This is a genomic window from Novosphingobium sp. HR1a, from assembly GCF_015594425.1.
Taxonomy (GTDB): domain Bacteria; phylum Pseudomonadota; class Alphaproteobacteria; order Sphingomonadales; family Sphingomonadaceae; genus Novosphingobium; species Novosphingobium resinovorum_A.
Genome location: NZ_JABXWS010000062.1, coordinates 33,208 through 52,180, shown reverse-complemented (window position 1 = coordinate 52,180; position 18,973 = coordinate 33,208). Strand labels below are relative to the sequence as shown.

Here is an 18,973-nt window from a genome sequence, read left to right as displayed (position 1 = left end):
CGTGCTCGTGCGGCACGATGCGGCATTGTCTGGTCGTTACGGTTTCGCGCCGGCCGCCGCGATGATGGTGGCCAGATCGACGGTCAGGCCCTTGAGGCTGGGTTCGAGCGCCACGTCGATCCATTCGTCGGGCGAATGTTCGGAGCCGCCGGTGCCGCCAGAGCCGATGGTGATCGCCGGGATGCCCAGGCTCATCGGCACGTTGGCATCGGTGGAGACCTCGATGAAGCGGCCCTCGTAACCGAATGCCTCGGCCACGCCGAAGGCGATGGCGGCGATGCCCTTCGTTTCGTCGGTATGGCCCGCAGGACGCTTGCCGATGACCTGGAAATCGACGCTGACCTTGCCGCGCGCGGTTGAGCGCGCGGCGTTCTCCTCGTCCACCGCCTTTTGCGCGATGGCACGCAGTTCGGCATCGACGCGTGCGACTTCCTCCGGTGAGATCGAGCGCATGTCGACGTCGAGGAAGACCTGCGGCGGGATCGTGTTCACCGAGGTGCCGCCGCCCACGACGCTGGCCGAGTACGTCACCTTCGGAGTGGCGGGCACCGCGATCTGGTAAAGCTCGGTCACCGTCTTCGCCAGCGACACCATCGGATTGACGATGCCGAACTTGTCGTAGCTGTGGCCACCGGGGCCGGAGAAGACGATGTGGTAGCGGTTCGAACCGACCCCGCGCGTGACGATCCCGCCCGAGCCCGAACTGTCGATGCTGATGAAGCCGGCGGCTGCCCTGGCGCGCGCGTTCGTGGAGAACAGGTGGCGCATGCCGCGCAAGTCGCCGGGGCCTTCCTCGCCGACGTTGCCGACGAACAGCACGTCGCGGTCGGTCTGTATGCCCGCCTTGTCCATCGCGCGGGCGAGCACCAGCAAGGTGGCGACGCCGCGCGAATCGTCGCCGATGCCCGGTGCCCGCAGCTTCGTGCCCTCGCGCTTCACGGTGACGTCGGTGCCCTTTGGGAAAACCGTGTCGAGGTGCGCGGCGACCACCAGCGGCGGCAGCCTGGCATCGCGGCCGGGACGCAGGCCGATGACGTTGCCGACTTCGTCGATGGAGACCGAGCGGAAGCCGCTGTCACGCATCATCTGCGCCACGAGCCTGCCGCGCTCCGCCTCGCCGAAGGGCGGGGACGGGGTCTGGGTGATCCGGATGATCTCATCGACGAAGCGCTCGTGATCGGCGCGCAGGGACTGCGCGGCGGCCTTGAAAGACGACGTCGCGATAACGCGCTCCACCACCGGCGGGGTGGCTGGCTTGGCAGGGGCAGGCGCTGCGGCGGCTGCTGCCAGAATGGCCATGGCGAAGGGCATTATCTGAATTCTCCTGATGAGCAATCAGGTCACATGATTTGTACGAAATCGCGAGAGTTTGGCGCATTGATGATCCGGGATGTTATCCGATTCGGCGTATTTTTCATGCAATTCTACTGTGTGACGATTTCTTGTATTGCAATGTGGATATCGTTTCAAGCCAAAAGTGAATTCACAAAATCCCAATTGACGTATCGGTTCCTGCGGCCGGAAAGAGGAGGGTTTCCGGCCGCAGCCGCGCCTGGGCTGATCGCGCGGAAGGGCGCGCGATCAGCGGGCGACGTGGTGCTCGACGTAGTCGATCGCGCGGCGCAGCTCGCTTTCGGAGGAGCCGCCGGCATATTCGTATTCAAGGATCAGGGGGATATTCCAGCGGTTCTCGGAGATCGTGCGCACCACGCCCGCGATCGGCGTATCGCCTTCGCCGAAGGGCATGTTCATGCCGAAGTTCGCCTTGCGGTCCTTGAGGTGGACGCTGCAGACCCGCTCGTGGTGCTTGTGCAGGAAGCCCAGGGTGTCGAACCCGGCGGCGGCGAAGTGGCCGATGTCGAAGTTCAGGCGATACCACGGCGACATCGCTAGCCCCTGCTCGAAGCTCTCGGGTGTGGCCAGCTGGTTGGGATCGCGCAAGTTCGAGTGCCCGTGCAGGCCCAGCATCGTGCGGTGCCTGGCCGCGAACGGCACGGTGCGCTTCGCCATCGACAGCGTGGTGGAAGCGGTCATCAGGTTGATGCCGAGCGCCTTCGTGACCGCGAAGCCCCACTCCACTTCGGCGTCGGTGCAATCGTCCTTGAGGCCGAAGTTGAATGCCTGGATCTCGATCCCGGCGGCGCGGAAGCGGCGGCCGATCTCGCGGAAATGGCTGACCGGGGTGGCGAGGCGCCACTGGCGGATGTCCTCGCGGTTCTGCAGCACTTCGGCCGGGCGCGGGCCTTCGGGCGGGCGGCCGTAGAGCGAGGCTTCGGTCGGCTTGCCGCCGGTGAACGCCCAAGGCGCGTTGGCGGAAAGGGCAGGGGGCTGTACGGTCGGCTCGAACAGCTCGATCATGTCGACCTTCAGGTCGCGGCATTCGCGGATCATCTTGTCGACCATGTCGCCCGGCGTCGGCAGCAGGTCGCGCAGGCTGTAGGTCTGCACGCCGATGCGCACGCGGCCGACACCGGCGCGCGCGAAGGCGGGCATCGATGCGGCGGCCATGCCGGTAGCGACGGCGGTCAGAAGGGAGCGGCGGCTAAGGTCCATGACAGTCTCCTGAGGTAAGCGGGAAAGGGGTTTCAGCGCTTTGGGCGCCAGAGCAGCAGGGAGGACGCCGACACCAGGCAGATCGCGCCGAGGAACAGCGCCACCGGGGTCGGGCTGCGGTAATGGGCGTATAGCGCGGTAACGATCAGGGGCGAGAAGCCGACGATCAGCGAGGACACCTCGTGCGCCATGGCGAGACCCGAATAGCGTACGCGGGCGCTGAACATCTCGCTGTACATCGCAGGCTGCACGCCGATCATCGCCGCATGGCACACGCCGTTGCCGATGACGAAGGCCAGCACGATCAGCGTGGTCGAGCCGGACTCGAGCATCTCGAAGAAGGGATAGGCGAAGGCCAGCATCGCCAGCGCGCCGAACAGGTAGACCGGCCGCCGCCCAAAGCGGTCCGACAGTGCGCCGAACACCGGCATCATCACGCTGTCCGCCAGCATCCCGAGCGTCACCCCGAGCATCAGCGTGTCCACTTCGGCGCCCACTGCCTTGCCGTAAGCCAGCGCGAAAGTGATGAACAAGTGTGAGCCGCAAGTCTCGGCAAGGCGCGCGCCGATGCCCACGACCATCTCGCGCGGGTGCTTTCGCAGCACTTCGGCAAGCGGTGCGTGCTGCGGGCCTTCGGCCTCGGCGGCCTGGAAGTCCGGCGTTTCGGAGACGCGGAAGCGGATGAACAGGCCGACCGCGAAGATCGTGATGCTGACGAGGAACGGCACGCGCCAGCCCCAGCTCGCGAAGTCTTCCGGCGGCAGCAGCCCGGCAAGGTAGAATGCGAAAGTGGACAGCACGAAGCCGAGGCCGACGCCGCTCTGGCTAAGCGCGCCGAACATGCCCTCGCGCCCGGCCGGCGCGTTCTCGGTGATCAGCAGCACGCCGCCGCCCCACTCGCCGCCCGCCGCGATGCCCTGCGCCACGCGCAATGCGACGAGCGCGATCGGCGCCCAGATGCCGATCTGCGCATATGTCGGCAGCAGGCCGATCAGGAACGTCGCGAGGCCCATGATCGCCAGCGTCCAGAACAGCGAGGTCTTGCGCCCGTAGCGGTCGCCGACATGGCCGAACACGAGGCCCCCCAGCGGGCGTGCCGCGAAGCCCACGGCATAGCCGCCGAACGAGACCAGCGTGTTGATCAGCGGATCGCGCCCGACCGGGAAAAACAGGTCTCCAAAGACCAGCGCCGCCGCCGTCGCATAAAGGAAGAAGTCGTACCATTCGAGCGTGTTGCCCACGATCGAGGCGGCGATGGCGCGGGTCAGGGTGCGCTTGCGCTCGGCGTGTTCGGAAACTGAATTCACCGTCATGATGCTTGGACCTGCTGCGCCGGGTGGGCGATGATGGCGCCCGGCCGATCCGGGCAGGGCGAGAGGATGACGCACGACCCCGCAGCCACGCCGGGCGCGAGCAAGGCGATGATGCGGACGCCGAGCGGGCTGGCGACGGCGCCGATCCGCAGCGGCCCGCCGGCGACGAGCGCCGGATCGAGCGAGCGGTGGATCGTGCCTTCGCTGACGACTGTGCCGGTGACGGTTTCGTCGCGCACTTCCAGTGCATCGGAAAGGCAGACACGGCAGGCATCGCGCGAAGGGTACTGCGCGGCACCGCAGGTTCGGCAGAACTGGAGCGACAAGGTCATGGCAATGCCTCCAGCAGCGCCGCGCCGGTGGCGAGGCAGCGGTCGTAGGTGACCATGCCGTAGCCGCTCGCCAGCGCGATCCGCGCACCTGGCACTTGCGCACCGAGCGGCTGGCCGGTGACCTGCCGCAGCGCCTCGACCACCGGCAGGAAGCCCCCCGCCGCGCCAGCCTGTCCGCAAGAAAGCTGGCCGCCGCAGGTGTTGTGCGGGAAGTCGCCGGTCACGGTAAGGTCCCGCGCGGCGACGAAGGCAGGCGCCTCGCCCTTGGCGCAAAAGCCGAGGTCCTCGATCTGCATGGCCGAAATCAAAGGGTAGTCGTCGTAAGTCTGCAGGCAATCGACGTCGCCCGGCGCTATGCCCGCCTGCGCCCACAGGGCATCGGCGTCCATCGCCCAGCCGCCGCGAATGGCGACGGGATCGGCGAAATAGGCATTGTGCCGCTCGATCGCGCCCATGATCCGCGCGCCCTTGAGGCCGAGTTCGCGTGCACGCGCCTCGCTCATGACGAGGAAAGCTTCGGCGCCCGCACACGGCATCACGCAGTCGAACATGTGGATCGGTGAGACGATCGGCGGCGCGGCGAGGTAGCCCGGCATGTCGAGCGGCTTGCCGCCCAGCAGGGCATTGGGATTGTCCGCCGCATTGGCACGCTGCGCCACTGCGATCCGGCCGAAGTCCTCGCGATGCGCGCCAAAGCGGCGCATGTAGTTGTCGGTGATCAGCGCGAAGACGCCGTTCGGCCCGGCCTTGCCCTGCGGCAATACGGCTTCGTTTGAAAAGCGGCTGAAATCGCCGACGAGCTTCGCGAACGTCTGCGCATTGGCGGTGTCGGCGGCGATGCAGGCGACCACCGAGGCATCGCCGCACTGCACTGCCCGCGCCGCGCGGCGTAGCGCCATGACCCCGCTGGCGCCGCCAGTCGGCAGCCATTCGATCCAGCGCGGCGACATGTCGAAGTGCTCGGTCAGCGCCACCGTGGTATCCGAGCCCAGCGTGAAGGAGGAACAGGCGAGCCCGTCGATCGCATCCTTGGCGATGCCGCTTGCTTCGACCAGCGCGGCCAGCGCGCGGCCGAAGAACCAATGCGCCTGGCGTTCGCTGGAACGCTGGTAGGGCACCGTGACCGGACACGCCACGGCGACGCCCTGATAGGATGCAATGGGGGCCACGTCGATCAGCCTTTCTTGCGCTTGAGCGCGCGCAAGTCGAAGGCGCGGCCCTCATCGACGATGGCACGGCCGAGCTTGCGGATCTCGCCGCGCTGCAGCTTTTGCGAACTGGTGGTGGGAAGCGATTCCACGAAAGCCAGATAGCCCGGAATCTTGAAATACTGCAGCGTCTGCAGGCACGAACCGGCGATTTCCGTCGCCAGCGCCTCGTCGCCGTCGCCTTCGATCAGTGCCAGCACCTCCTCGCCGCGGATCTCGTCGGGGACCGGGGTGACGGCGCAATGCGCGACCGCCGGGTGTTGCATCAGCGCGCCCTCGACTTCGACCGAGGCGATGTTCTCGCCCGAGCGGCGCACGATGTTCTTGCTGCGATCGACGAAGAACAGGCTGCCCTGCGCATCCGCGCGCACGATGTCGCCGGTGTGGAACCAGTCGCCTTCCCATGCGGCCTCGGTGGCGGCGGGATCGTCGTGGTAGCGGGTGAAGAACCAGCGGCGCGGATCGTTGCCGCGGGCGCGCACCAGCAGTTCGCCGGGGGTGCCGACGGGAACGTCCTGCCCTTCCTCGTCGACGAGGCGCACTTCGATGTCTTCGCCCGCCTTGCCGAAGCAGCGCTGGCCGACGTGCCGCGGTTCGTGGCTGGCGGTGATCCACGCCCCCGCGCCGGTCTCGCTCATCGCCCAGGCTTCGATCAGCGGGAAGCCGTAGCGCTCCTCGAACACCGCGTGGTGGCGCGGATCGACACCGGCGCCGAAGGCGAAGCGGATCGCGTGGCCTGCCCACGCCTCGGGCGCGTCGTCGCGCTGGAGCAGGATCGCGGGCATTACGCCAAGGTAATGCACGATCGTCGCGCCGCTTTCACGCACGGTGCACCACCAGGTCGAGGCGTGGAAGCGGTCGAGCTGGATCAGGCAGCCGCCGCTGGTCATCGCCGCCATGAACGAGCAGGCGAGAGCGTTCATGTGCGTGACCGGCAGCGGCGTCAGGATACGCTCTTCGCCCGGGCGAAAGGTGCAATAGCCGCCCAGTTGCGTGTAGTACGTGCCGATGCGGGTGAAGTAGGCGTTCGACAGCACGCAACCCTTGGGGGTGCCGGTAGTGCCCGAGGTGAAGATCATCGCCGCCTCGCTGCCGGCATCGGCCAGGCCGGGAAGGGCGGGGCGACCTGGCGGTGGCAGCGCGCCTTCCTCCGCCTCGACGACCGGCACCGTTCGTGCCGCCAGAGCGGCGAGGCGGTCTCGATGATGCGGCAGGCACACCAGCATGTCGAGCTTGGCCAGCATCAGGACTTGCGCGAGTTCGCCGTCGCTCATTCCCGAATTGATCGGCGCGATGCCGGAGCCCAGCGCATTGAGAGCAAGGAAGTGCAGGAAGAAATCGGGATGGTTGTCGAGCGCCAGCCCGACGCGGTGGCCATGGCCCAGGCCCGCCCGGGCGTAGCGGTCCCGCAGGCCGGCGACCCGCACCATTGCCTCAGCGTATGTGAACGAGACTGCGGCATTACCGGCCATTGCCTCGGCCGGAGCATGGAGGAAAGGGCGGCCGGCCCAGGTGTCCGCGCTCTGTGCGAAGGCCGCATGGAGTGTGCCGGGGCTTGTGTCGATCTGCATCGGTGCAGGTATCTGGATCATTCGTTGTCTCGCGATTCTGGCGATGTCTGGCGGCGCTATGTCGGACCATGTCGGAAGCAATTGCTTTGCAAGCATTGCTAAATGGAATTCATTTCATACTTAAAATTAGTAGGCAAACGGCCCTGGCTTTAATGCGGTCATCCCATGAAGGCGCGACCTTGCGTGGATTCTATGCTCGTCGCGGCGATGAATGCCTCGCGTGCGCGTACCACGAACTGCAGCGTCGCATCCTGTACCAGCAGGGCGTCCTTGCGATCGAATCCGTCGAGCATCCGGGTCAGCAGGTCGAGCACGACGTGCTGCGTTGCCGCGTCGAAGATCGTTGCCCGGCGAACGATCTGGACATGGTCGACGAAGCGGCTGATCGAGGTGGCAAGCCTGCGGTTGGGAACCGCGTCGAGCCAGATCTGCCGGAACCGGTCATTCGCGATCATCATGTTGCCGAGCCTGACTTCCGCGACGGCGCGCCGCGCTTCGGCGAGCGCCTCGCGCAAGGCGGCAAGGGCTTCGGGGGCGAGCGTGCGGCAGGCTGAAGCTGCGGCGCGGGGTTCCAGCAGCATGCGCACCTCGAAGATTTCCTCGATATCCTCGTAAGTCAGCCGCGGCAGCACGAAGCCGCGCGTGGTTCCCACCAGGTAGCCTTCGTGGACGAGGCGCAGCAGGGCTTGCCGCACGGGCATGCGCGACAGGTTGAATTCGGCCGCGAGCTTGGAATCGACGATTCTTTCTTCGGGCTCGATCGCACCGCTTTTGATCCGCGCCAGCACGGTGGTGTATACTTCCGAATCCGCGCTATTCAGCAGTGTGCCGGTTTGTGCGGGTGCTTCCTGTTTCATCTTCGTCGTATTCTCCACAACGAGATTCAGAATACACTTTTGAAGTCTCGTGGCAAGGCCTGGTTGTCATGGATGCGGGGGGGCGTGCGAAAGCGGTAGCGGCTTCAGGAAGTGGAAGAGATACCGTTTTTTCGTGAACCTGCGCGTTCATCCTCGGTCCATCCCATCATCGCGGCATCTGGATAAAGATCTGGGCAGCGCCGGACGTCAGCTACATCCGTATAGCGCTTGCGATGGTGCTGGCGGGGCAAAGCAGCTTGCGCCAGCAATTCAGCCATGATTGGGAAACTATCCCGCAGCGTCTTTTTTCTTGGATGCAAGCGATTGGATTCCCGTCTGTAATTTTTGATTGCCAGCGGGGCACCACATTGGTCGCCAGATTGACACCTCCGACATTTGCTTCGACGAGCGCCCCGCAAATGCGAGTCAGTCGCATTACCAATACGGGGGTTTCAACATGTCCGCAGCAGTCCATCGCCGATCCAGCCAGCGTGCCCGCCATTTGGCGCAGGCCAGTCTCGCCATCGTTTCATGTCTTATCGCCCGGGCCGCCCATGCCGACGAGGCGGGCGCCGAGGCCGGATCGCCGATCGTCGTCACCGCCGCCGGTTATGCGCAGGACATCGTCGAGGCTCCGGCCAGCATCACGGTGATCGACCGGGCTGACCTGCAGGACAAGCGCTTCGGCAGCCTGGCGGAAGCGCTGCAGGACGTTCCCGGCGTCGATGTCGGCGGCGAGGCGGGCAAGACCGGCGGCCTCAACATCTCCATCCGCGGCATGCCCAGCGACTATACGCTGGTGCTGATCGACGGCCGCCGCCAGAACGCGCCGGGCGGCGTGACGCCCAACGGTTTCGGCGAGACGTCCACCAGCTTCCTGCCGCCCTATTCCGCGATCGACCGGATCGAAGTGGTGCGCGGGCCGATGTCCACGCTCTACGGGTCGGACGCGATGGGCGGCGTCGTCAACATCATCACCCGCAAGGTCGGCAACCGCTGGGTCGGCACCGCCACCGCCGAGACGACGATCCAGGAGGACCAGCGCTTCGGCAACATCCAGTCGATCAACGGCTTTGCGCAAGGGCCGGTGGTCAAGGACCTGGTCGGCCTGACCCTGCGCGGCAGTGTGTTCCACCGCGAGGGATCGAGCATCGAGATTCCCGGTGATCCGGCACTGACGCTGGGCCGCAACCCGGTGCGCTCGGACATCTACACGTACGGCGGCCGTCTGAGCTTCACGCCGCACGCCGACCACGATCTGTGGGTGGAATTCGACCGCAACGAGCAGACTTACGACAACACCGAAGGCCAGCTCGGCACGCTGGGTTCGGGCGGCTATGCGCCAAGGCAGCAGTTCAACCGCACCAATTACGTCGTTGCGCATAGCTGGCGCATGGGCGACTTCGGCCAGCTCGACACCACCCTGACCCGCAACGACACCGAGACGATCGGCCGCCTGATCCCCAACGGGACCCCCGGCGCCACCCCGGGCAGCGCCCGCAACCTCGAGGCGCGCAACGACATCATCGACAGCCGCTTCGCCGGACGCGCCGGACCGCTCGCCTTCACCGTCGGCGGCCAGTACTGGAAGGCCCGGATGATCGACGGCGTCGCGCCCGCACCGTTCAAGTTCACCCAGTGGGCGGGCTTTGCCGAGGCGACCCTCACCGTCGTCGATGGCTTCAACGTGACTGGCGGCGTGCGTTATGACGATCACTCGACATTCGGGAACAAGTGGTCGCCGCGCGCTTACGCGGTGTGGAACGTCACCGATGCGCTGACCGTCAAAGGCGGCGTCAGCCGGGGCTTCAAGACCCCGCGCGTCGAGCAGATCGCCAGCGGCATCATCGGCTTCGGCAGCCAGGGCCGCGTGCCGCTGATCGGCACGCCGGGCCTGACGCCGGAGACGAGCACGACTTACGAAGCAGGCATCTACTTCGACGACAAGGGCTTCTTCAGCGGCAACGTCACGCTGTTCAATAACGACTTCGACGACAAGATCGCCACCGGGCCGGGCATTCCCAACTGTACTTTCTCGACCAACCTGAACCGTCCGGGCTGTCTCGACGTCGGCAACTTCCCGAATGTCGATCTTTTCAGCCAGTCGATCAACATCGACAAGGCCCGCACCCGCGGCGTCGAAGTGGCGAGCCGCTTCGCGTTCACGCAGGCGGTCTCGCTCACGGTGAACTACACCTACACCGAGACCGAGCAGCTCAGCGGTTCGGAAAAGGGCCTGCCGCTGGTCGGCATGCCCAAGCACATGCTCAACGGCAACTTGCGCTGGAAGGTGAGCGACGTGGCCAGCCTCTGGGCGCGGGGTGAGATCCGTTCCAGCCGTTATCGCGGCAGCAATGCGCAGCAGGCGGCGGTGGGCGACTTCCGCAGCTACGAGGTGTTCCACCTTGGCGGCTCGTACCAGATCGCGCCCGCATTCCGCCTCGCCGCCACGGTCTATAACGTGCTGAACACCGACTATGCGGTCTACGTGCCGTATGACAGCGGCACCGCCACGGCCTTTACACCCGCTTATTCGATCAACCAGGAGGGGCGCAGGTTGTGGCTTTCCGCGACCGTGGATTTCTGATCCTGCGGATCCGTTCGTAAAGCGCCCGAGCCGTGTCGCCGACATGGCTCGGGCGCTTACGCGCCGGGACGTTCCGGCTGTGAAGCCGGTCAGGCACGCCCGGCAGGTCCGACAAATCGCATGCCTTTCGCCGTGATCCATCTGGATTTCTCGCGGGCTTGCAGGCAAGCCTTCCGCCCGGCGACCAGCATCATTGCTCGTTGAAAAAGAGAGCGGAATGAAACATGCGAAAGCGGGCGATCCGGCCCAGCCCGGAGCGGACACTGCCGCCAGGCGCTACGGCAAGGGTTCGGCGATGCGGGAGAAGATTCTCGCGGATACCGTGCGGCGCTACTGCTCGGATGCCGCGGCGCCGGTCAGCCTTCGCGCCTTGAGCCGCGAGCTTGGCATCGAAGCGGCGCATGTCCTCTATTACTTCGGAACGTTCGAGCACCTGCTCGAATGCGTGCTCAACCGGTGGGACGAGGAGGCGGCCGGCATCGCTGTACCCGGCGATGGCGCGCTGGCGGTTCTGAGCCGCTATGTCGCCTCGGTCCGCCGCAACCTGACCGCGCCAGGGGTCGTACGCCTTTATTTCCAGTTCGCTTCCGACGCTCTGGAGCCGGGGCACCCGGCCCATGCCTACTTCACGGCGCGGTTCGAGGGCATCCGGCGCGAACTGTGCGATGCGCTCAAGCGAGGGCAGCAGGCAGGTGTCATCGCGCCGCACGTCGATGCCGACTATGCTGCGCAGTCGCTGATCGCCCTGTCGGACGGATTGCAGTTTCAGGCGCTGCTCGGCGGAGCTGTGGATGCCGCAGAGCACCTTGATCGGGCCGTGAGGCAACTTCTCGTGCGACCCGGCCACGATCAGTCGGCTGCGGCCGAAATTCATTGAACGAAACTGTGACCGGCTGTCGCCGCGATGACAAAATTGTGCCGAGGTTTTAAATTTTTAACACTGCATAAAATTAATGACAGGGCGACCGATGGGCTTGTTTCACTAGGGTGCACCCGTCTTTAGGTCTATTTATAGTATTCCGTAAATTCCAGTTTGTTGAAAAATTCTTCTTAGTTTTTTGCGATAATCGATAATATCTTTGGGATTTTTACAAAAGTATGATTTTGTAAAAATCGTTCCGAAATATATCCGCCAGACGAATACGCGCCTCAAGGGACTGCTAATTTATTTATCACTGACGCAGTTTATTTCCATCACGGAATCGGACGGGTGCGTCATGTCGCGGCGAAGCATATTATCGTTTTGTATGGTGCCCATACTGGTGGGCATTTCGGTGCCTTCGCCGGAAGCCGCTACTGTGCCCGCCAGCCTCCGCGTGGATGGCGGCGCCATCGCCCAGGCACCGGCCCGTGCCGATGGTGTCCGGGTCTACAAGGGCATCCCTTATGCCGCCGCGCCCATCGGCGAACGGCGATGGGAGCCTCCCGCTGCGGTTGTCCCATGGCAGGGCGTGCGCAGCACCGATACGTTCGGCGCCGACTGCATGCAGGCGGTGAACGAGAACAGCCCGGCCGAGCGGCCGCGCTCCGAAGACTGTCTTTTCCTCAATGTCTGGGCGCCGGCCAAATCGGGGCGCCACCCGGTATTCGTGTGGATCCATGGTGGCGGATCGCGGGTCGGGTCCGGGGCACAACCGACGTTCGATGGCTCCGCCTTCGCGCGCAAGGGGATCGTCGTGGTGACGATCAACTACCGCCTCGGGCCGCTGGGCTTCCTGTCCACTCCGGAACTGAGCGCGCGGAGTGGCTACGATGCCTCGGGCAACTACGGCTTCATGGACGTGATCGCTGCGCTCGGGTGGGTCCGGCGCAACATCGGCCGCTTCGGCGGCGAGCCGGGCCGGGTCACCATCGGCGGGGAGTCCTCGGGTTCGGTGGCCACCAGCGTCATGATGGCTTCGCCGCTTGCGAAGGGGCTGTTCGTGCAGGCAATCGGCGAAAGCGGCTCATCGCTGCGCCGCGCGGAGCCCGCCAGCATGGGCGCCACGACCCTGGCGTTCGAGGAAAAGCGCGGCACCGCGCTGATGCAGGACTTGGGGGCGAGCGATCTCGCCGCGCTGCGCCGGGTACCTGCCGAGCGCGTCCTTGCCAGCGCCGCAAGGCTCGCCAACGGCCAGTTCTACAATCTGCCGGTGGTCGACGGGCACCTGCTGCCCGATGCCCCCTGGCGCATCTTCGCCTCGGGAAAATTCAACGACGTGCCGCTGCTGGCGGGCTGGAACGCGGACGAAGGTTCGCTGACGCTGCTTGGTCCGAAGCGCAGCTTCGCGCAGATGCTGCAGGCGACCTACGGCGCCGGGGCGGGCGCAGTCGCACGCCTCTATCCGCATGCACCCGGCGACGACCAGGCAGCTCTGGTCGCGGCAGCAGGGCATCACAACATCGCCTACCCAACCTGGCTCTGGGCTTATGCCGCGGCGCGTTTCGGTCGCAGCCCGGTCTACCTTTACGAGTTCGACCACGCACCGCCCGTGCCGGAGGGAACCTTCGGCACCGGTTTTGACGTGCGCCTTGCCGGAGCATACCACGGTGCCGAGATACCCTATGTGTTCGATACGCTCGAGGCGCAGCAGGGTTGGCGCATCGCCGAGGCCGATCGCGCCGTCGCGCGGCAGATGAATGCCTGGTGGGCGGCGTTCATAAGCACGGGCGCTCCGGGCGGCGAAGGGGCGGCACACTGGCCGCGCTATGTCCCCGGGGAGGCGGCGAGGCGCATGCAGGTTACCGAGCATCCATTGGCTGTGCCAGACCCGGACCGGACGCGGTTCGACGGGCTGATGAAGGTTCACGCGGCGATCGATCCGCCGCTGCCGGGGCCGCCCGCGCCGCGCCGCTGATTACTGAATAACACAAGCAGAAACCAACGTTGCGAGCACCTCTTCGGGGGAGGGTGGCGCTCGTCCATGACAAATCCAGAGTGAGGACAACGACCATGAAGTTGAGGGATTTCATCAAGCACGACGCTGCGCGGGTATCGATCGTCGCATTGACGGTTTCGGGGGCCATCGCGGGGTCGGCGCCCGCGTTCGCGCAGGAAGCAGCGAGTCCGCCCGCGCAGCAGGAACCCGCGAGCGGCGAGATCTTCGTCACCGCGCGCAAGAGCGCCGAGAGCATTCTCGAGACGCCGATCGCGGTCTCCGCGTTGACCGGCGAGGACATCCGCGCACGCGGCATCGTCTCGGTGCAGGACATCGCCGCCTATACACCGGGCATGAAGGTCGTGAACAACGGCGCGGGCCGCAACGACCGTTCGTTCCAGCAGATCATCATCCGCGGCTTCACCCCGCCCAATGCCGTCGCCCAGACCGCCTCGGTGTTCATCGACGGCGTGCCGGTCAGTTCGGCCACGGCGATCAACAACATCACCAATCCCGAGCGCGTCGAAGTGCTCAAGGGACCGCAGGCCGCCTACTTCGGTCGCCAGACGTTCGCCGGCGCGGTCAACGTCGTGAGCAAGGCACCCAGCGACCACTGGACCGGCACCGTCGATGCGATGATCGGCACGCGCAACAGCTACGACGTCATGGGCGAAGTGAGCGGCCCACTGGTCGATGACCTGCTCGGCATCCGCGCCACCGTGCGCAAGTACGCCAAGGACGGTTCCTACGAGAACGCCGGGGTCCCGGGACAGACGCTGGGCGACCAGAAGACCCGCACCGGCACCCTGGCCCTCACTTTCACGCCCGCCTCGAACCTGACGGTCAAGGGCTTCGGCATGATCACCTACAACGACGACGGCCCCAGCGCGCAGGGTCTGATCGGCGCATACCAGGCGACCGACGACAATGGCCGGGTGATCGTGCAGGACCAGTCGAACTGCAGCTTCAACGTCACCAATTCCAGCGGGGTCACCCGCACCAACCGCTATATCTGCGGCACGGCGCCCAAGCTGGTGAACTCGCCCTCGGCGAACACCACCAACGACGCCTTCATCAAGAATTTTCTCGCCAATCCGAAAGGCCGTCTGATCTCGCCGGAAGACGGCGTGCAGGGCTATGGTCTGCGCAGCCGCTTCTACCACCTGCATGCCTCGGTGGACTGGGAAGTGGCCGACGGTGTGACGCTCAGCTCGCTGACCGGCATGAACAAGGAGCGCAACAGCGAACTGGCCGACCTGGACAACTACTACAGCGTCGGACAGGCCAACATCTTCGGCTCGGCCGGATCGCGCAGCTACTTCGATTTCCCGTTCCTGGTGGAGCGCAGGCAGAGCGACTGGTCGCAGGAATTCCGGGCGCGCTACGACACCGACCGCTTCAAGGGCACCGTCGGCGTCAGCTACCTCGACGCGCGCTACCAGAACGCCAATGGCGGCGGCAACAACGCGCTGGGCATCTCCACCTTCTCGGCCGTCTTCGGACAGTCGCGCAACCAGACCCTGGGCGCATTCTTCGGCCTCAGCTACGACCTGACCAACAAGCTGACCATCAGCGTCGACGGGCGCTACCAGATCGACAAGCTCTATGCCTATGCTCCGCCGGGCGGCCTGACCGTCACGACCGACGCTTTCGCCCCCGCCGGCTTCTATGCCGAGGGCCAGACTCTGGCCCATAAGAACTACCGCAATTTCATCCCGCGCGGCATCGTCCAGTATCAGTTCGATCCCGACACGATGTTCTACGCCTCCTACGCCAAGGGCATCAATCCGGCGGGCTTCAACACCCAGTTCCTGACCGGCATGCCGTCGGTCCAGCAGACGGCGGCGGCATCGGGCCTTGCCATCGAAGTCGATCCGGAGAAGCTGGACAACTACGAGATCGGGCTGAAGGGGCGCCTGCTGGGGAAGAGCGTGCGCTACACGCTGGCGGCCTACAGGGCGATCTGGAAGAACCAGATCAACTCGGCGGACGTGGTGTTCTTCGATGCGCAGACCAACACGCCGCAGGTGATCACCGCATTGCGTAACGCGGGCAAGGTCATCATGACCGGGTTCGAGGCTGAAGTCTTCGCCGACGTGACCGACAACCTGTCCATCACCGCCAGCGGCGCGATCAACGCCAGTTCGATCCGCAGCCTGACCGCGCCGTCTTCGACTGCGCTGACCGGCATTACCGACTTCCGGGGCAACGAGAACCCGCTGACCTCGAAGTATTCGGCGGCGGTCAGCGTCAGCTACAGCCATCCGATCCCCGTGGCGGACGGTGCCAAGGCGTTTATTCGCGGTGACCTCAGCTACAAGTCGGGCGTTTACTCGGATGCGTCGAACGTGCTCAAGTCGCCCGACCTGACCCTGGTGAACATGCGCACGGGCATCGAGACCGGCAAGGTCAACGTCGAGGTCTTCGTGAACAACGTGTTCAATACGCACGCCTATACCAGCGTTGCGTTGGGCACTCTGTTCACCAACGACTTCCGCTATACCGGCACCAACACGGCCGCGATCGTCGGCCTGCCGGACCTGCGCACGGCTGGCCTGCGTATCCGCTACAGCTACTGAAAATGACGTCGGCGTCAGGCCCTCCCTGACGTCGGCGCCATGGTGGAGGCTGCCGTTGCCGGTGCGGCCTCCACCACCTTTTGTCGCCGGCCTTTGTTGTCGGGGCATCATCGATGGCGGGTGTGGAAGGATGGTGTTAGAGGCCGCCGCCCCATCAAAGCAGGAATTCAATTCGATGATTCAGCCCGGCGCGACGTTCAAGGACAATCTGCAGAAGCTCCCGCCGATCGATGGGCTGGAGCGCATCGACCTTGTCGCGGTCGATGGAACGGTGGTCGCCAGCATCGAAAACCAGCCCGGCAAGCAGGGGTCGCTCGCCGTGTATCAGCACCTGAAGCAGTGCTTCCCCGCCCTTGACGCCGCAGCGGCCGAGCATGGCCTGGGCGTGTTTGCCGAGCACACGGCCGATGCCCGCAACCGTCCCGGCGCCCATCCCAATATCGACCGCCTGCTGGACATTGCCGCCGGTGGCAGCCCGCTCTCCATCGAGATCATTCCTCAGTCGTAAGGCTGAGGGCGCTTGGACGAACGGCCATGGTGACCGCCGAAATGCCTGAAATACGGCTGTGAACATGGGGTGGCAGCTCGGAGGAGCTGCTGCCCCATGTTCGCGTAATATCATGTGAAACCACCCGAATTCGGGAGATCTGCCTGGAATAGCGTTGCGCTCATCGCAACGAACCTCACGGATTGGCTGCATTGAAGGGCAACCGCGCTCGTGTGACGTTTCTGTCATCCGGCGATGCGGGGACACTTGCTGTCGCGCCGGTTAAAGCACAATCGGGTTGAAAGGGGTTCCATGAAGATCGAGACGAACGCAGCGCTGAGGCTTTTCGTAACCGGCATGATGGCCGGCACCGCGCTGTGCGCCGTGCCCGCGTTCGCGCAGGATACCGCGACGGCCGCTGACAGCTCCGGCGGCGACATCGTCGTCACTGCGTCGAAGCGTACGTCCTCGACCGTTCAGGACACCCCGATCGCCGTGCAGGCACTGGGCGGCGACGCGCTGAAGGACAAGGGCGCGGTCGATTTCGCCGACTTCTACCACGCGATCCCGGCGCTCTCGGTTCAGGATGAAGGTCCGGGCGACAAGCGCTACGTCATTCGCGGCGTCAACTCGGCCGGTGCCAGCACCGTGGGCATGTACCTCGACGAGACCGTCATCACCGGTGAGAACGCGCAGGACGGCGGCGGCCAGGCCCCCGACATCAAGCTGTTCGACATCGACCGCGTCGAAGTGCTCAAGGGCCCGCAGGGCACCACCTTCGGCGCCAGCTCGATGGCGGGCACGATCCGCTACATCACGAAGAAGGCCGATCCCGACGGCGGCGTGAACGGCTACGTCCAGTCGGCCCTGCGCGCCACCAAGGGCGCATCGCTGGGCATGCAGACCGACGGCGCCGTCAACCTGCCGGTCATCCCCGGCGTCCTCGCCGTGCGCGCGTCGGGCTTCTATGCCGACCTGCCGGGCTGGATCGACAACCGCTTCCAGAAGGGCGCCAACGCCGAAAAGAGCAAGGCCGGCCGCCTGACCGCCCGCCTGCAGGCAACGCCCGACCTGACCGTAGACCTCACCGCGATGTACCAGGACGTCCATCAGGACGCGAAGAACTTCTACAACAAGCTGGATTACGACGGCAACGCGCTGCCCTCGAACTATCAGGCCGACGAAGTGCGCGCGCCCTACAGCGACAAGAGCGAAATCTACAACGCGACCGTCAACTACAAGCAGCCCTTCGGTACGTTTACCGGCACCGTCTCGCGCTTCGTGCGTGACACCAGCTTCGTGCGCGACGCCTCGCTGGCGGCGCAGGCGTTCCTTGGCCTGCCGCACGACACCACCGGCCGCAGCGCTCTGAAGCAGGACAAGCACCGCCGGGTGGACAGCGGCGAACTGCGCTTCGCCTCGGACTTCGACGGCCCGTTCCAGATCCTCGTCGGCGGCTTCTTCCAGAACGAGAACCGCTTCTTCAACAGTTCGTGGCCCAAGGCCGATGTGAACGGCAACCTGCCTGCCGATGCCGACATGCTGCTCGACCGCACCGTCGACACCCGCATCAAGGAACGCGCGCTGTTCGGCGAACTCAGCTACGAGATCGTGCCGGACCTGACCTTCACCGCAGGCGGCCGCCTGTTCGACTTCAAGCTTGAGCAGCAGTCGGTCGCCAACGTTGCCTTCGGCGGCGGCACCGGCGCGGGCGCGGGTCCCAAGCTGCACACCAAGGACAACGGCCTGATCGGCCGCTTCAACCTGGCGTACAAGCTGAGCGATCAGGTCAACACGTACGTGCAAGTCGCGCAGGGCTACCGCTCGGGCGGCACCAACGACCAGACCGCCGCCGCCATCGCCAATGTCGTCATCCCCGACGGCTACGGCTCGGACTCGCTGTGGTCCTACGAGTGGGGCGTGAAGACCACGCTGCTTGATCGCAAACTGTTCCTGAACGGCGCAGTCTATTACATCGACTGGTCGGATATCCAGGTCTCGCAGCAGGCGACCGACGGCACCGTGTCGTTCGGCTACACCGGCAATGGCGGCAAGGCCGAGGTCAAGGGCATCGAAATGACGCTCGATGCGCGTCCGGTCCCGGGCCTGCAGATCAACCTGTCGGGCAACTACAACACCGCCAAGCTGGCGCAGGACAACCCCGTCGCGGGCACTGGCAACAAGGGCGACCGCATCCCCTACGTGCCGGAATTCACCGGCGCGGGCAGCGTCAACTACACGACGTTCGTGGACGCACTGGGCGTCGACGCTTCCTTCGGCGCGGACGTGAGCTATCAGGGTTCGATGGCCACCAAGTTCAACCCGGCCATCGACAACTACCAGCCGCTCGACTCCTACTGGCTCGTCGGCATGCACGCCGGCATCAGCAAGGGTCCGTGGCAGGTGAACCTTAACGTCACCAACCTGTTCAACGACCAGACGACGATCAACTACAACGAGATCGTTCCGGGCGTGTACCCGCTGGGCTACTACATGAACCGTCCGCGTACGGTCAGCCTGTCGGGAATGGTGAAGTTCTGATCATGACTGCTGCTTCCAAGTTCGTCCTCGGGTCGCACCAGGTGGCAAACGCATCCCGGAGAGCCTTGCTCTCCGGGATCGCGTTTT

Annotated in this window: 14 protein-coding genes; 6 read left to right on the top strand and 8 right to left on the bottom strand. The window is 65.2% G+C overall.

Annotated features, from left to right (window positions below; translation table 11 throughout):
- Positions 1 to 36 precede the first annotated feature (36 nt).
- From HWN72_RS17395 to HWN72_RS17360, 8 genes are all read right to left on the bottom strand, one after another.
- A complete protein-coding gene (locus tag HWN72_RS17395; RefSeq protein WP_211150848.1) occupies positions 37 to 1,311 on the bottom strand; it encodes a M20/M25/M40 family metallo-hydrolase in 1,275 nt (424 codons plus the stop codon).
- 270 nt (positions 1,312 to 1,581) lie between these two features.
- Positions 1,582 to 2,553, bottom strand: coding sequence for a sugar phosphate isomerase/epimerase (locus tag HWN72_RS17390; protein ID WP_211150847.1), 972 nt, complete (start codon positions 2,551 to 2,553; stop codon positions 1,582 to 1,584).
- A gap of 32 nt (positions 2,554 to 2,585) precedes the next feature.
- Complete coding sequence (locus tag HWN72_RS17385; RefSeq protein ID WP_211150846.1) at positions 2,586 to 3,866, bottom strand: MFS transporter; 1,281 nt, start codon at positions 3,864 to 3,866, stop codon at positions 2,586 to 2,588.
- A complete protein-coding gene (locus HWN72_RS17380; RefSeq protein WP_211150845.1) occupies positions 3,863 to 4,198 on the bottom strand; it encodes a zinc ribbon domain-containing protein in 336 nt (111 codons plus the stop codon). Before HWN72_RS17380 ends, HWN72_RS17385 begins: the two co-directional genes overlap by 4 nt.
- On the bottom strand, positions 4,195 to 5,367 hold the full coding sequence (locus HWN72_RS17375) for a thiolase family protein (RefSeq protein WP_211150844.1): 1,173 nt from the start codon (positions 5,365 to 5,367) through the stop codon (positions 4,195 to 4,197). The genes HWN72_RS17380 and HWN72_RS17375 overlap by 4 nt, the downstream gene beginning before the upstream one ends.
- A 5-nt stretch (positions 5,368 to 5,372) precedes the next feature.
- Entirely contained in the window at positions 5,373 to 6,977 is a 1,605-nt protein-coding gene (locus tag HWN72_RS17370; RefSeq protein WP_211150843.1) for an AMP-binding protein, read from the bottom strand.
- A gap of 158 nt (positions 6,978 to 7,135) precedes the next feature.
- Positions 7,136 to 7,834, bottom strand: a complete 699-nt coding sequence (locus HWN72_RS17365) for a GntR family transcriptional regulator (protein WP_211150842.1) — start codon at positions 7,832 to 7,834, stop codon at positions 7,136 to 7,138.
- 104 nt (positions 7,835 to 7,938) lie between these two features.
- Entirely contained in the window at positions 7,939 to 8,112 is a 174-nt protein-coding gene (locus tag HWN72_RS17360) for a hypothetical protein (protein ID WP_211150841.1), read from the bottom strand.
- Between the two features lie 179 nt (positions 8,113 to 8,291).
- Here HWN72_RS17360 and HWN72_RS17355 point away from each other — a divergent pair, with 179 nt between their 5' ends.
- The 6 genes from HWN72_RS17355 (at position 8,292) to HWN72_RS17330 (ending at position 18,886) form a co-directional block, all read left to right on the top strand.
- Positions 8,292 to 10,421 (top strand): TonB-dependent receptor domain-containing protein, encoded by a 2,130-nt coding sequence (locus tag HWN72_RS17355; RefSeq protein WP_211150840.1) that lies wholly within the window; start codon positions 8,292 to 8,294, stop codon positions 10,419 to 10,421.
- Positions 10,422 to 10,638: 217 nt separating this feature from the next.
- Positions 10,639 to 11,298 carry a TetR/AcrR family transcriptional regulator gene (locus tag HWN72_RS17350; RefSeq protein WP_051587124.1) on the top strand — a complete coding sequence of 220 codons (660 nt, stop codon included), beginning with the start codon at positions 10,639 to 10,641 and terminating at the stop codon, positions 11,296 to 11,298.
- A 370-nt stretch (positions 11,299 to 11,668) separates the two neighbouring features.
- The gene (locus tag HWN72_RS17345) at positions 11,669 to 13,258 is read left to right on the top strand and encodes a carboxylesterase/lipase family protein (protein WP_211150839.1); all 1,590 of its coding nucleotides are present in this window, start codon (positions 11,669 to 11,671) and stop codon (positions 13,256 to 13,258) included.
- 95 nt (positions 13,259 to 13,353) lie between these two features.
- On the top strand, positions 13,354 to 15,858 hold the full coding sequence (locus HWN72_RS17340) for a TonB-dependent receptor (protein ID WP_211150838.1): 2,505 nt from the start codon (positions 13,354 to 13,356) through the stop codon (positions 15,856 to 15,858).
- A gap of 175 nt (positions 15,859 to 16,033) precedes the next feature.
- Entirely contained in the window at positions 16,034 to 16,366 is a 333-nt protein-coding gene (locus HWN72_RS17335; RefSeq protein WP_008831716.1) for a DUF2322 family protein, read from the top strand.
- Between the two features lie 291 nt (positions 16,367 to 16,657).
- Positions 16,658 to 18,886 carry a TonB-dependent receptor gene (locus tag HWN72_RS17330; protein ID WP_211150837.1) on the top strand — a complete coding sequence of 743 codons (2,229 nt, stop codon included), beginning with the start codon at positions 16,658 to 16,660 and terminating at the stop codon, positions 18,884 to 18,886.
- Positions 18,887 to 18,973 lie beyond the last annotated feature (87 nt).